This is a genomic window from Streptomyces sp. NPDC057438, assembly GCF_042802995.1.
GTDB lineage: Bacteria > Actinomycetota > Actinomycetes > Streptomycetales > Streptomycetaceae > Streptomyces.
On record NZ_JBHVDD010000011.1, the window covers coordinates 54889 to 67956 of the forward strand.

10 protein-coding genes and 1 pseudogene are annotated in these 13068 nt (G+C 72.0%); 6 read left to right on the forward strand and 5 right to left on the reverse strand.

Annotated features, from left to right (window positions below; genetic code table 11):
- Nucleotides 1-64: 64 nt before the first annotated feature.
- Together ACFU5F_RS09385 and ACFU5F_RS09390 are read right to left on the reverse strand one after the other, a co-directional pair.
- On the reverse strand, nucleotides 65-1468 hold the full coding sequence (locus tag ACFU5F_RS09385; protein ID WP_383884278.1) for an ABC transporter substrate-binding protein: 1404 nt from the start codon (nucleotides 1466-1468) through the stop codon (nucleotides 65-67).
- A complete protein-coding gene (locus ACFU5F_RS09390; RefSeq protein ID WP_383884281.1) occupies nucleotides 1465-2862 on the reverse strand; it encodes an ABC transporter substrate-binding protein in 1398 nt (465 codons plus the stop codon). Before ACFU5F_RS09390 ends, ACFU5F_RS09385 begins: the two co-directional genes overlap by 4 nt.
- A 202-nt stretch (nucleotides 2863-3064) precedes the next feature.
- Here ACFU5F_RS09390 and ACFU5F_RS09395 point away from each other — a divergent pair, with 202 nt between their 5' ends.
- The 3 genes from ACFU5F_RS09395 to ACFU5F_RS09405 all read left to right on the forward strand — a co-directional run bounded on the left by ACFU5F_RS09395 (nucleotide 3065) and on the right by ACFU5F_RS09405 (nucleotide 5655).
- Nucleotides 3065-3439, forward strand: a complete 375-nt coding sequence (locus ACFU5F_RS09395; RefSeq protein ID WP_383884284.1) for a response regulator transcription factor — start codon at nucleotides 3065-3067, stop codon at nucleotides 3437-3439.
- Between the two features lie 236 nt (nucleotides 3440-3675).
- Nucleotides 3676-4641, forward strand: coding sequence for a hypothetical protein (locus ACFU5F_RS09400; RefSeq protein ID WP_383884287.1), 966 nt, complete (start codon nucleotides 3676-3678; stop codon nucleotides 4639-4641).
- Between the two features lie 102 nt (nucleotides 4642-4743).
- Nucleotides 4744-5655 (forward strand): carbohydrate kinase, encoded by a 912-nt coding sequence (locus tag ACFU5F_RS09405; protein WP_383884290.1) that lies wholly within the window; start codon nucleotides 4744-4746, stop codon nucleotides 5653-5655.
- A 144-nt stretch (nucleotides 5656-5799) separates the two neighbouring features.
- On the opposite strand, the gene ACFU5F_RS09410 is transcribed toward ACFU5F_RS09405, so the two are convergent.
- Nucleotides 5800-6663, reverse strand: coding sequence for a helix-turn-helix domain-containing protein (locus tag ACFU5F_RS09410; protein ID WP_383884293.1), 864 nt, complete (start codon nucleotides 6661-6663; stop codon nucleotides 5800-5802).
- 197 nt (nucleotides 6664-6860) lie between these two features.
- Nucleotides 6861-9902, reverse strand: coding sequence for an excinuclease ABC subunit UvrA (uvrA, locus tag ACFU5F_RS09415; RefSeq protein ID WP_383884296.1), 3042 nt, complete (start codon nucleotides 9900-9902; stop codon nucleotides 6861-6863).
- Nucleotides 9903-10126: 224 nt separating this feature from the next.
- Between uvrA and ACFU5F_RS09420 the strand changes: the two genes are divergently transcribed.
- Entirely contained in the window at nucleotides 10127-10813 is a 687-nt protein-coding gene (locus ACFU5F_RS09420) for a maleylpyruvate isomerase family mycothiol-dependent enzyme (RefSeq protein ID WP_383884299.1), read from the forward strand.
- 9 nt (nucleotides 10814-10822) lie between these two features.
- Complete coding sequence (locus ACFU5F_RS09425) at nucleotides 10823-11476, forward strand: MBL fold metallo-hydrolase (protein WP_383884302.1); 654 nt, start codon at nucleotides 10823-10825, stop codon at nucleotides 11474-11476.
- Nucleotides 11477-11932: 456 nt separating this feature from the next.
- Here the strand turns inward: ACFU5F_RS09425 and ACFU5F_RS09430 are convergent, their stop codons facing one another.
- Nucleotides 11933-12178: a hypothetical protein gene (locus ACFU5F_RS09430; RefSeq protein WP_383884305.1), complete on the reverse strand. Its 246-nt coding sequence runs from the start codon at nucleotides 12176-12178 to the stop codon at nucleotides 11933-11935.
- Between the two features lie 62 nt (nucleotides 12179-12240).
- Here ACFU5F_RS09430 and ACFU5F_RS09435 point away from each other — a divergent pair.
- A pseudogene (locus tag ACFU5F_RS09435) lies at nucleotides 12241-12855 on the forward strand (type III effector protein).
- Nucleotides 12856-13068 lie beyond the last annotated feature (213 nt).

Consider the following 13068-nt stretch of genomic DNA (forward strand, 5'->3'; position numbering starts at 1 on the left):
GGGGCACGGCGGGGCGTGGGGCGGGGGTTCGTCCGGGGGACGACGGGCGGAGCACGGCCGGGCCTCACGGTCCGGTCGGGGGGTAGTGGCCGTGGTCCGCCAGGTCCTTGTCGACGGCCCGCACCGCTTCGTCCAGCGCGGGCCGCACGGCCCCTCCCCGCATGATCTTCACGAAGGCACGGGAGAAGGCCTCGGTGATCGCCGGGTAGGCGGGGGTCTGCGGCCGGGGGCGTGCGGTCCCGCTCCGCAGTTGTTCTATGTAGAGGCGTCCCCGGCCGCCCTCGGCGAAGGCGTCGGTCCTCTCCATCGCGGCCGTGGTGGCGGGAATCGCGCCGTTGACCTCCGTCATCCGCAGGATCTCGTCGGGGCGGAGCAGGAACTCCAGGAACCGCCACACGGCGTCGCCGTCGGCCGTGCCCGCGGGGATGCCCCACTGCCAGGAGCCCATGCCGGTGGCGCTGCCCGTGCCGAAGTCCGGCAGCGGCACGATCGCCACGTCGCCCGGGTGGGCCTCGGTGTAGCGCCGGTAGCACCAGTGGCCGGTCCAGGACACCGGGGTCCTGCCCTTCTGGAAGGCCTCGAAGTCCTTGTTCGCGTCCACGTATCCCGCCTTCGCCCAGCCCTGCAGCGTCGTCAGCGCTTCGACCGACCGCGGTCCGTTGAGCACTCCGTCGGCCGTTCGATAGGTGGAGCGTTCGATCAGGTCGCCGCCCGCCGACCACAGCACCGGTGCGAAGCCGTACGTCCCCCATTCGGTGCCGGCCCACGGCATCTGCAGGTCCAGCGGCCGTTCGTGGCCCAGGGCGCGCAGTTTCCCCAGGATGCCCGTGAACTCGTCGGCGGTCCAGGCGTCGGCGATGCCCTTCGGTATGCGCACGCCCGCCTTCCTGAGCACCGACGGCCGCACGTACAGACCCAGCCCGGAGTCGAACGTGCCGAGGCCCCACAGCCTGCCTCGGTAGGTGCCCTGTTCGAGGACGGACGGCAGCAGGTCCGCGCGCAGGGACTTCGGGACGCAGGAGTCGATCGGCCGGAGGTCTCCGGCCCAGGCGTGGCTGAACAGTTTCGGCGCGTCGAAGTCGAGCAGGTCCGGCAGCTCACCCGCGTCGGCCGCCTCACGGACCAGGTCGTCGTGGTCGCCCTTCGGGTGGCGGACGAGTCGGACGGTGACGTCGTCCTGGGCGGTGTTGAAGGCCCTGACCTGGGCGCGTACGGCCTCCAGTTCACCGCGTGCCGACGGCTGGTGGTACCACATGGTGATCTGGGCGGGGGCGTCGATCCGCCCGTCGCAGGTCGCGTCGGAGCCCCGCCGGGTGCCCTTCTCGCCGCCTCCGCCCTCCTCGCAGCCCGCGAGCAGCAGGGCCGCGCAGAGCACGAACGCCCACGGGGCCCGGCGGGCCGGTCTCGCCGGGCCGGGCCGGCCGGCCGTGCGGGGTGTGCCGCGCCGGGGTCCGGCGGCTCGGGTCACGGTCCGCTCTTCGGATAGCCGTCGTGGGCGGCGAGGTCCTGGTCGATGGTGGCGACCGCCTTGTCCAGCGTCCTTTCGGCGGGGGCACCGGAGAAGACGATGTCGGCGACCGCGTGCGAGAACGCGACGGTCACCGCCGGGTACGCCGGTGTCTGCGGTCGCGGCCGGGCGGTGCCGCTGCGCAGCTGCTCGATGAACAGCCGCTCCGCGCCGTTCTCGTCGTACAGCGGGGACAGCCGCACTCCCCCTTCCGTCCCCGGGATCGCGCCGTTGGCCTCGCTCATCCGGGCCACCTGCTCGGGCCGCAGCAGGTACTCCAGGAACCGCCACACCGCGTCCCCGTCGGCGCCCCCGGAGGGGATGCCCCACTGCCAGGAACCCATCCCCGTGACGCTGCCCGTGCCGAAGTCCGGCAGCGGCACGATCGCCACGTCACCCGGGAACGCCTCGCTGAACTCCCCGTACTTCCAGTGCCCCATCCAGGAGATGGGGCTGCGTCCCTTCACGAACGCGCTCTTGTCCTTCTGCTCGTCCCGGTCGACGTAGCCCTCCTTCACCCAGCGCTGCAGGGTGGTGAGCGCCCCGACGGACTCCGGGCTGTTGAGGAACCCGTCGGCGGTACGGAACGTGCCGGGGTCGATGAGCTCGCCGCCCGCCGACCACACGGCCGGCGCGAAGGCGTAGGTGTTCCACTCGTCCGCGCTGCGGGAGTCGGTGAAGTTCAGGTCGAGCGGCGCCTCGTAGCCCTGGGCGCGCAGCTTGCGCAGGATCCGCGTCAGTTCGTCGGCGGTCCAGGCGTCGTCGACGCCCTTCGGGATGCGCACGCCCGCCTTCCTGAGCACCGACGGCCGCACGTACAGACCCAGTCCGGAGTCGAAGGTGCCGACGCCCCACAACCGGTCGTCGTACGTGCCCTGTGCACGGATGGACGGCAGCAGGTCCTTCCGGGTCCTGCCGGGCACGCAGGAGTCGATCGGCTTGAGGGTGCCGGACCAGGCGTAGCTGTAGAGGTTGGGGCCGTCGAAGTCGAGGAGGTCGGGCAGGTCGCCGCTGGCCGCCGCGGACAGGACGAGTTCGTTGTACGGGCGCTGCTCGGGCAGGGTGACCAGTTCGACCCGTACCTGCCGCTGGGACCGGTTGAACTCCCTGACCTGGGTCCTGAGCGTGCTCTGTTCACCGCTCTGGCCCGCGTGGAACCACATCGTGATGTGGGCGGTGCCCTCGATCCGCCCGTCGCAGGTGGTGTCGCCCGCCGCCTTGCCCTCCTCGTCCGTCCGTCCGTCACCGCCACCGCCGCCGCTGCATCCGGCGAGGAGCAGTGCGGCGGTCGCCGCACCTGCCATCAGGGCACGGCGTACGGGACGTTCTCCGAGGTCCCGGCGCTGCCTGTTCATCGCACACCCCCACTCCTCGGGCCTGATCGGCCCCAGGGCAGCGACATGCTACTCCTCGTGTCGCGTCCGACTCCCTGGGTGAGAGTGAACCCGTCGTTCCGGCACGGGACATGGGCACATTCCGGCGGACGGAGTCCCGCGGCGCCCACTCTTTCCCGCTAGCCGCAATGTGCGCCCATGACCGCCTTGGGAGGCTGTGCGCATGTCCACGCGCTGTCTCATCGTCGATGACAGCGCCCGGTTCCTGGAGGCTGCCCGTACGCTGCTGGAGCGCGACGGGATCCGCGTCGTCGGTGTGGCCCGTACGGGCACGGAGGCGCTGGCACGGGTCGCGGAGCTGGTCCCGGATCTCGTCCTGCTGGACGTCGAACTCGACGGCGAGTGCGGTCTGGAGCTCGCGCCGAGGCTCGCGGGCACCGCCCCGTCCGTCATCGTCCTCACGTCCACGCACCCGCTGGACGAGATGGAGGAACTCGTCACGGCCGGTCCGGCCCGCGGGTTCGTGCACAAGTCGAGGCTCTCGGGGCAGGCGCTGCGGGACCTGCTGGGGCCCGAGCACGGGCACCGGACGCGTTGAGGATCTTGCCGATGGTGTCCGGCCATGTCACGCGTCAGGTGTTGTCGGGACCTGGTCAACACGCTTCAATGCGGGGGAACTCGGGGCAAGAGGCTCTCTCCCGCGGATGTACGGACGGACGCACGTGCGGACGGACGGCCGCCGGCGGCACCCGGAGCCCCGGGGGCCCACCGGGCGCCCCTCGGCCCGCGTGGTCCGGCCACCCGTCGCGCCCTGCTCTACAGAAAGGTCTCTGCATGCGGCACGCCACAGAGCACGCGGACGTCGCGGCGGTGCGGGACGTCTCCACGGCGGAGCTGGAGTCGGTCCTGCGGGGCGGTCCCTTCCATGTCGCGCTGCGCGCCGCGATCGCCGCCCGCGGCCTGCCGCTGCAGCGCGTGCAGCACCATCTCTCGCGCCACGGGGTCAGGGTCGGCGTCACCAGCCTCAGTTACTGGCAGCAGGGCGCCCGGCGTCCCCAGCGTCCCGAGTCGCTGCGGGCCGTGCGGGCCCTGGAGGAGATCCTCCAGCTCCCGGACGAGTCCCTGATCCGGCTGCTCGTCAGGGCCGACGAGCACCCCGGCCCGGAGCGCCCCGCCGCCCGCTCGTACCGCTCGGTCGTGGAGGCATCCGGTGTCCTGGAGCGTCTCTTCGACGAGCTGCGGATGCCACTCGACGGGGGTGTGCACACCGTCGGCCACCACGAGCGGGTGCGTGTCGGCGCGGGCCGGGAGTTGCTCGGCCGCGAGTCCCAGCACATCGTGCGCGCCCACCGGGACGGCGTGGACCGCTATGTGGCCGTCCACCAGGGCGACCCGGGCTGCGCGCCGGAGCGGATCGCCGTCCGCGCCCTGGAGAACTGCCGCAGCGGCAGGGTGCGCTGGGACCGGGAGACCGGTGTCCTCGTCGCCGAGCTCCTCTTCGACACCCGGCTGTGCAGCGGTGACACCTACCTCTTCCGCTACGGCTTCGACGACGGCACGGCCGGTGTGTGCACCGAGTACGTCCGCGGCTTCCGTTCCACCGGTGGCCAGTACGCCCTCCAGGTCCGCTTCGACGAACGGGCCCTGCCCCTGCGCTGCCACCGTTTCAGCCAGCACTCCCCCGCGGCCCCCCGGGGCGGGCGGCAGGTGCTCCCGCTGAGCGTCCCGCACCGCTCGGTCCACCTCGTGGAACCGCGGGTGCGGACGGGGGTCGTGGGGATCGGCTGGGACTGGGAGTGACGGCCGGGCGGGTCACGGTCCACCCCGCCACCGCCGTCCGTCGTGGTGCGCACACCTTTGCGATACTTTCCGGCCGGTAGTCCCCGAGAAAGGATCCGCCTCGTGATCGTCGTCGCCGGTGAAGCCCTGATCGACCTGGTCCCGCGCGGTGCGGGCGCGCTCGTGGATCTGCGGCCGGCGCGCGGTGGCGGCCCCTACAACACGGCCGTGGCGCTGGGCCGCCTCGGCTCCCCCACCGCCTTCTGCTCACGGGTCTCCCAGGACGCCTACGGCGAGGCCCTGCTGGACGGCCTGCGCGACGCGGACGTGGACGTGACGTCCGTGCAGCGCGGTCCCGAACCGACGACCCTCGCCCTGGCCTCGATCGGCGAGGGCGGCTCCGCCCGGTACTCCTTCTACGTCGAGGGCAGCGCCGACCGCCTGTTCGAGACCCCCGACCGGCTGCCCCCCGGTACCCGGGCCGTCTCCTTCGGGACCTGCTCCCTCGTGCTGGAACCGGGCGCGAGCGCCTACGAGAAGCTGCTGCACGCCACCGCCGCCCAGGGCGTGTTCACCGCCCTCGACCCCAACATCCGGGCGGGGCTGATTCCCGACGCGGACGCCTACCGGGCCCGCTTCGGAAGCTGGCTGCCCTCGGTGTCGCTGCTCAAGCTGTCCGAGGAGGACGCGCGGTGGCTGGGCGGCACCCCGCGCGCGTGGCTGGACTCCGGGCCCGCCGCGGTCGTCGTCACCCGGGGCGGCGACGGCCTGACCGTCCACACCCGCGCCGGAGCGGAGCTCTCCGTGCCGGGCGAGAAGGTCGACGTCGTCGACACCATCGGCGCCGGTGACACGGTCAACGCGGCCCTCCTGCACGGTCTGTCGGCGCGGGACGCGCTCTCCGCCGGCGCCCTCGCGGCCCTCGGCACCGACGACTGGATCCGCCTGCTCCGCTTCGCCGCCCGCGCGGCGGCGATCACCTGCTCCCGGGAGGGCGCGGAGCCGCCGTACGCGGCGGAGGTGGGGGAGGTCTAGCCGCCGCCCCACGGCCGCCGGTGGGCGGGCGGGGGCCGGTGGGCGGGGGCCGGCGGGCGGGCGGGGGCCGGCGGCCGGACGGGGGCCGGTGATCGGATTCCCGCGCGGTCCCGCGCGCCCCGCGTGCCGCGTGTGTGCGTCCGTTCAGCCGCCGACCGTGCTCGGGGCCTGGTGCTCACGGCCGTCGAGGTGGTCGAGCCGGGCGAGGCGGGTGGCCGTGGCCTCGTCGGCCGGGAGGTGGACCACGAGGCGCTGGCCGTCGTCCGGCAGGGCGAGCGTCTCGTACGCCAGGCGCAGCCGGCCCGCCTGCGGATGCACGACCAGATCCGTGCCGTTGCGCAGCGGCATGGCCGGTACGCCCTTCAGCCGCAGGGTGAACCTGGCGCCCGCGGTGACCGTCAACTCGTCGGTCAGGGCGGCGACGTACGGGTCGTGCGGCGGGGCTTCGTGGCGCAGATGGGCGACCTGCTCGTCGGCGAGCCGCTCCCAACCCGGATACACCGCGCGGGCCCGCTCGTCGGTGAACAGATACCGCGTGACGTTGGGCGGGTCGCCGTCGAGCAGTCCGAGCGGACGGGCGAAACGCTCGTAGCCAGAGGTGTGGGCGACGATGTCGCCGAGCCAGTTGAGCAGCACGGCGGGGGTGGGCTCCAGCCGGTCGAGGAGGGCCCGGACGGTGGGCCGTACGCTCCGGGCGGGCGGAGCGGCAGCGTGGCGGACCGTCGTGGGGTCGCCGTTCTCCTCGGCGAGCCGGCGCAGCAGGAGCCGGTCCGGCACCCGCAGGCACAGCGCGTCGGCGAGGGCGCCGAGCACCTGGGAGGAGGGGGTGAGGTCGCGGCCGTGTTCGAGCCGGGTGAGGTACTCGACGCTGATCCCCGCGAGCGTGGCCAGCTCGGCGCGGCGCAGGCCGGGGGCGCTGCGGCGGGGGCCCGCGGGCAGGCCCGCCTCGGCGGGGGTCATGGCTTCGCGGCGGCTGCGCAGGAAGGCGGCCAACTCGTTGTCGCTCACGCGTCGAACGTACAGGGTGCGCCGCCGCCGGGGGTGACCCTTCCGCCACCCCCTCGCCCGGGGTGCGACGTGCGCCGGCCCTAGGGAGTTCCCCCGGGCCGCCACACGTTCCCGGAGGGCCGGCGGACCGGCCGCCCGGGCACCTCGGACTCCGGAGGTCTCCGTCGTCCCGAGGCGCCCGGGGTGCCCCGGCCTCCTCAGTCCTCGCGGGCCCGCGTGGTCCTCTTCGCGGGGGTCGCCTTCTTCGTGGCCGCGGCCGCCTTCCTGGCCGTGGCCGTCTTCCCGGCGGCCGTCGCCGTGCGGGCCGTCGCCGTCTTCCTCGCCGCCGCGCCGGCGGCGGCCGTCCGCTTGGCGGCGGCCTTGCGCGGGGCCTTCACCGGGGCCGCGTCGCTGATCCGGTCGGCGCCCAGGATCTCCCGCAGGAACTTGCCCGTGTGGCTGGCCGGCACCCCGGCGACCTGCTCGGGCGTGCCCTCGGCGATGACGAGGCCACCGCCGGCGCCGCCCTCGGGACCCATGTCCACGACCCAGTCGGCGGTCTTGATGACGTCGAGGTTGTGCTCGATGACGATGACCGTGTTGCCCTTGTCGACCAGGCCGGACAGCACCGTGAGCAGCTTGCTGATGTCCTCGAAGTGCAGACCGGTGGTCGGCTCGTCCAGGACGTAGACCGTGCGTCCGGTGGAGCGGCGCTGCAGCTCGCTGGCGAGCTTGACGCGCTGCGCCTCACCGCCGGACAGGGTGGTCGCGGACTGCCCGAGCCGGACGTACCCGAGGCCGACGTCCTTCAGCGTCCTGAGGTGGCGGGCGATCGCGGGGACGGCCTCGAAGAAGTCGGTCGCCTCCTCGATCGGCATGTTCAGCACGTCGGCGATGGACTTGCCCTTGTAGTGGACCTCCAGCGTCTCCCGGTTGTACCGGGCGCCGTGGCAGACCTCGCACGGGACGTAGACGTCCGGGAGGAAGTTCATCTCGATCTTGATGGTGCCGTCGCCCGCGCAGTTCTCGCAGCGGCCGCCCTTGACGTTGAAGGAGAAGCGGCCGGGCAGATAGCCGCGGACCTTCGCCTCGGTGGTCTCGGCGAACAGCTTGCGGACGTGGTCGAAGACACCGGTGTACGTCGCCGGGTTGGACCGGGGCGTACGGCCGATCGGCGACTGGTCGACATGCACGACCTTGTCGACGAGGTCGTCGCCGTCCACGCGCGTGTGCCGGCCGGGCACGTTCCTGGCGCCGTTCAGCTCGCGGGCCAGGTGCGTGTACAGGATGTCGTTGACCAGCGTGGACTTGCCGGAGCCGGACACACCGGTCACGGCGGTGAAGACGCCGAGCGGGAACGAGACGTCGATGTCCTGGAGGTTGTTCTCCCGGGCGCCGTGCACCGTGAGCTGCCGGGTCGGGTCGAGCGGGCGGCGGATGTCGGGCAGCGGGATGGCCTTGCGGCCCGAGAGGTACTGCCCGGTCTGCGACTCGGTGTTGTCGAGCAGCTCCTTGAGCGAGCCGCTGTGCACGACCTTGCCGCCGTGCTCGCCCGCGCCGGGACCGATGTCGACGATCCAGTCGGCCATCTTGATGGTGTCCTCGTCGTGCTCGACGACGATGAGCGTGTTGCCCATGTCGCGCAGCCGGACCAGGGTCTCGATCAGCCGGTGGTTGTCGCGCTGGTGCAGGCCGATCGACGGCTCGTCGAGGACGTAGAGCACGCCCACGAGACCGGAGCCGATCTGGGTGGCCAGCCGGATGCGCTGGGCCTCGCCGCCGGAGAGCGTGCCGGCCGCGCGGTTCAGCGAGAGGTAGTCGAGGCCGACGTCGACCAGGAACTTCAGCCGTTCGTTGACCTCCTTCAGCACGCGCTCGGCGATCTTCTTGTCGCGGCTGTTGAGCCTCAGCTTGCCCAGGAAGTCGGCGCAGTCGCTGATGGACATGGCGGCGACCTCGGCGATCGACTTCTCCATGACCGTGACCGCGAGGACGATCGGCTTCAGGCGTGTGCCCTCACAGGTGGGGCAGGGCACCTCGCGCATGTAGCCCTCGAAGCGCTCACGGCTGGCGTCGCTCTCGGCCTCGCCGTGCCGCCGCTTCACGAAGGGGACGGCGCCCTCGAAGGCCGTCGTGTAGACCCGCTCGCGCCCGTACCGGTTGCGGTAGCGCACCTCGATCTGTGTCTTGTGGCCGTACAGCAGCGCCTTCCGCGCGCGCTGCGGGAGTCCGGCGAAGGGGATGTCGGTGCGGAAGCCCAGCGCCTCGGCGAGGGCTCCGATGAGGCGGCCGAAGTAGTCCTTGGTGTGGCCGTGCGACCACGGGTGGATGGCGCCCTCGTCGAGCGACTTGTCCTCGTCCGGGACGATCAGCTCGGGGTCGACCTCCATGCGCGTACCGATGCCGGAGCAGTCGGGGCAGGCGCCGAAGGGCGAGTTGAAGGAGAAGGAGCGGGGCTCCAGTTCCTCGAAGGACAGGTCGTCGTACGGGCAGTACAGGTGCTCCGAGAACATGCGCTCGCGCTCGGGGTCGTCCTCGGGGAGGTCGACGAAGTCGAGCACGACCATGCCGCCGGAGAGGCCGAGAGCCGTCTCCACGGAGTCGGTGAGGCGGCGCTTGGCGGAGTCCTTCACCGTCAGGCGGTCGACGACCACCTCGATGGTGTGCTTCTCCTGCTTCTTCAGCGTGGGCGGGCTGGAGAGCTGGACGGTCTCGCCGTCCACACGGGCCCGGCTGTACCCCTTGGTCTGGAGGTCCGCGAAGAGGTCGACGAACTCGCCCTTGCGCTCGCGCACCAGCGGCGAGAGGACCTGGAAGCGGCTGCCCTCGGGCAGCTCCAGGACTCGGTCGACGATGGCCTGCGGCGACTGGCGGGAGATCGGGCGGGAGCACTCGGGACAGTGCGGCTTGCCGATGCGCGCGAAGAGCAGCCGCAGGTAGTCGTAGACCTCGGTGATCGTGCCGACCGTGGAGCGCGGGTTGCGCGAGGTCGACTTCTGGTCGATGGAGACCGCCGGGGACAGACCCTCGATGAAGTCGACGTCCGGCTTGTCCATCTGCCCGAGGAACTGCCGGGCGTAGGAGGAGAGCGACTCCACGTACCGGCGCTGCCCCTCGGCGAAGATCGTGTCGAAGGCCAGCGAGGACTTGCCCGACCCCGACAGGCCCGTGAAGACGATGAGCGAGTCGCGTGGCAGGTCGAGCGAGACGTTCTTCAGGTTGTGCTCGCGCGCGCCACGGACGATGAGACGGTCGGCCACGCCGGTCCGCACCTTTCTTGAGTGAGTGACAGAGGCCGCAGCCCCCGTCCTCCACAGACTAGGGGGAGCCACTGACAGCGCCGGTCCTGTTTCCCCGTTCCACAACAATTCCGGGCCTTCCAGCATGCCCGACGCCGCACCCGACCATATAGCACGTGCATTCGATTTGCGGGCGTGGCCGGACTCCTTCACCCGAAGGTGTGGCCGGGGCTAGGGTCGACGGCATGATGGATCACGCACGTGACCTGGCCTCTGTACGAGAAGCGACGGACCGGCTCCTCACCGCGGTCGCCCGACTGGACGCCGCCGCTGTGACCGAGGCGTCACGGCTGCCCGGCTGGACCCGGGGGCACGTCCTCGCCCATCTCGCCCGCAACGCGGACGCGCTGGTGAACGTCTTCGAGGGACGCCCCATGTACGCCTCCGGCGAGGCCCGGGACGCGGACATCGAGCGGGACGCTCCGCGGCCCCTGAAGGAGCAGCTCGCCGACGTCCACGACAGCGCGGACCGCTTCCAGGACGCCGCCGCGCTCCCCGCGGACTGGACCCGCACGGTCGAGCTGCGCAACGGAGTCACGGACACCGCGGCGCGGGTGCCCTTCCGGCGCTGGATCGAGGTGGAGCTCCATCACGTGGACCTCGGCATCGGGTACGAGCTGGAGGATCTCCCGCCGGAGTTCACGGAGCGGGAGATCGGCTTCCTCGTCGACCGGTTCACCGGGCATCCCGACGTGCCGCACACCCGCGTGACGGACGGTACGCGCGCGTGGACCACCGGTCGCGCCACTTCCGGATCCGGGGTGACGGTGACCGGAACCGCGCCGGCGCTCCTGGGCTGGCTCGCGGGTCGCCGCGACGGCACCGCGCTGCGCGTCGAAGGAGGGGCTCTCCCGCAGCTGCCCCCGCTATAGGCTGCCACCATGACGTACAGCGGAGCGGTGAAGGTCGGCGGTCCTGCGGATGTGCACGAGCTGCGGGACCTGATGATCTCCAAGGTCGCCGTCGGCCCGATGGACAACAACGCGTACCTGCTGCGCTGCCGGGCCACCGACGAGCAGCTGCTGATCGACGCCGCCAACGACGCGGGCACCCTGCTCACCCTGATCGGCGACGACGGGATCGCGTCCGTGGTCACCACCCATCAGCACGGCGACCACTGGCAGGCCCTCGCCGAGGTCGTGGCGGCCACCGGCGCCCGTACGTACGCGGGCCGGGACGACGCCGAGGGCATCCCGGTGGCCACCGACGTCCCCGTCGGCGACGGCGACGTCATCCGGGTCGGGCGCGTGGAACTCACCGCGCGCCATCTGGTGGGCCACACACCGGGTTCGATCGCCCTGGTCTACGACGACCCGCACGGGCACCCGCACGTGTTCACCGGGGACTGTCTTTTCCCGGGCGGCCCTGGCCGGACAACACGTCCGGAAGAGTTCAACTCCCTGATGGACGGCCTGGAAACCAAGGTGTTCGACGTCCTGCCCGACGAGACGTGGATCTACCCCGGCCACGGCAACGACACCACCCTCGGCACGGAGCGGCCCCACCTCGCGGAGTGGCGCGCGCGAGGCTGGTAACCCGTCCGACCACGACCGCCCCCTTTTCGAAACCGAAGCGGGGGCGGTCGCGCGTTCAGGCCCGTCGACGCTCGGGCAGTGTCTTGCCTCACGGACGGCTGGTGTCCAGAGCTCCGTCACGGACGCCGGCAGCAGTCACCGCGAGGTGAGGAACATCTGTGCCAGATCGTGCGCTAAGGCCAGGCGGGTTGCAGACGGACCGCCGACCCATGATCAGTTTCGAGGGCTACCCGGCACGATCCCACTCTTCAGATTGCGCTGCCTCGGCAAGAAGCTCCGGCTTCGGGTCGGCGGGCGGGCGGGCGGGCGGGCGGGCGGGCGGGCGGGCGGGCGGGCGCACAACGCCTGGCTCCCTACGCACGAAGCAGGTAACCGCTGAGTCTTCCTGGCCGCCGTGACGGATGGCCCCACGCTTGGTCACCAAGACCGGGCGGGGAGGCCATCCGCATGTCCGGCTCACAGATCCTCGGTGTCCCGCACGTCAATCTCGCACTCCAGATCGGGAATCGCATCGAGCTGCTTCTTCACCGCCTCACGGGCGTCACCGTTCAGCGATACCGATACCCCGGCGGGGACGTCGGGAGCGTCCGAGCGGTTGACGGATGCCACGATCGCATCCGGATCCAGGTTCTCCAGCGCGTGGAGAACCTCCTCGACACGGTCGTTCCGCACAGTCGTCGACACGTAGGTACGGACAGTCATGGTTGTCTCCCTGGTGGTAGCCCCACTCCTCCGGCCCGCCGCCCGCCGTCCTCGTCGGGCGGGTGTACGACCACGGACGGAAGCCATGCCGCCAGCCTCACCCCGGCGAAGGCAGAGCGCATCCGCACCCGTTTGCGCGAGCACGAGAGGCGTGCCAAGGACGTGCCATCTGCCTGAGAATTCGCTCGTTGTGGCTTGGCGCCGCCGCATCGTCCCCGCGTGGGTGGCCGGCCTGTACACGCTCGGCAGCGCCTTCTGGTGGCTCTCTGATGCTGCTGCGGCAGGTGCGCGAGCTGCTCGCCGGAGGGGAGACCGACCTGATCGAAACCGCACGCGACGCGGGCGCCAGCTGGGCCGACCTCGCCCATTCCCTCGGCGTCGCCAGCCGCCAGGCAGCCGAACGCCGCTACCTGCGCGGCCGCCCCGGCCCTGTCGGAACCACCGGCGAGCAGCGCGTGACGGCCACCCGCCAGGCCCGGGCCGCCGAACGCACCACCGCCGCCTGGGCCCGCGCCAACGCCGCCGACCTGCGCCGCATCGCGGGCCAGATCACCGCCCTCACCGACCTGCCCGCCGCCGCCCGCTCAACAAGCTCCACGCGGCCCTCGCCCACGACGACCCCGCCGACCTCGTCGCCCGACCTCGCCGCCCGGCTCGACACCCTCACACCCCCCTGAACCCACCCGTAGTCCCAGGGCATGCGCGAGATCCCCCTGCCGTCACGTGACACCACTCTGCGCTTCCTCAAGCGAGGCGCTGGTGAGCAAGGATCGTCACGTCCCCTCCTGGGCTGCCCCGTCCATCACATGAGGTGACGCTCTGGTCCGACATGGGAGATCGCTTCACGCTCCCCCAGGGCACGAGCCCTCCGGACCCGGCCCGTGGTCGTG

Bases quoted from the DNA above. Each gene is read 5' to 3' on its own strand.
- ACFU5F_RS09390 (WP_383884281.1), bottom strand. From the start codon at position 2,862: ATGAACAGGCAGCGCCGGGACCTCGGAGAACGTCCCGTACGCCGTGCC.
- ACFU5F_RS09395 (WP_383884284.1), top strand. From the start codon at position 3,065: ATGTCCACGCGCTGTCTCATCGTCGATGACAGCGCCCGGTTCCTGGAG.
- ACFU5F_RS09400 (WP_383884287.1), top strand. From the start codon at position 3,676: ATGCGGCACGCCACAGAGCACGCGGACGTCGCGGCGGTGCGGGACGTC.
- ACFU5F_RS09420 (WP_383884299.1), top strand. From the start codon at position 10,127: ATGATGGATCACGCACGTGACCTGGCCTCTGTACGAGAAGCGACGGAC.
- ACFU5F_RS09425 (WP_383884302.1), top strand. From the start codon at position 10,823: ATGACGTACAGCGGAGCGGTGAAGGTCGGCGGTCCTGCGGATGTGCAC.
- ACFU5F_RS09430 (WP_383884305.1), bottom strand. From the start codon at position 12,178: ATGACTGTCCGTACCTACGTGTCGACGACTGTGCGGAACGACCGTGTC.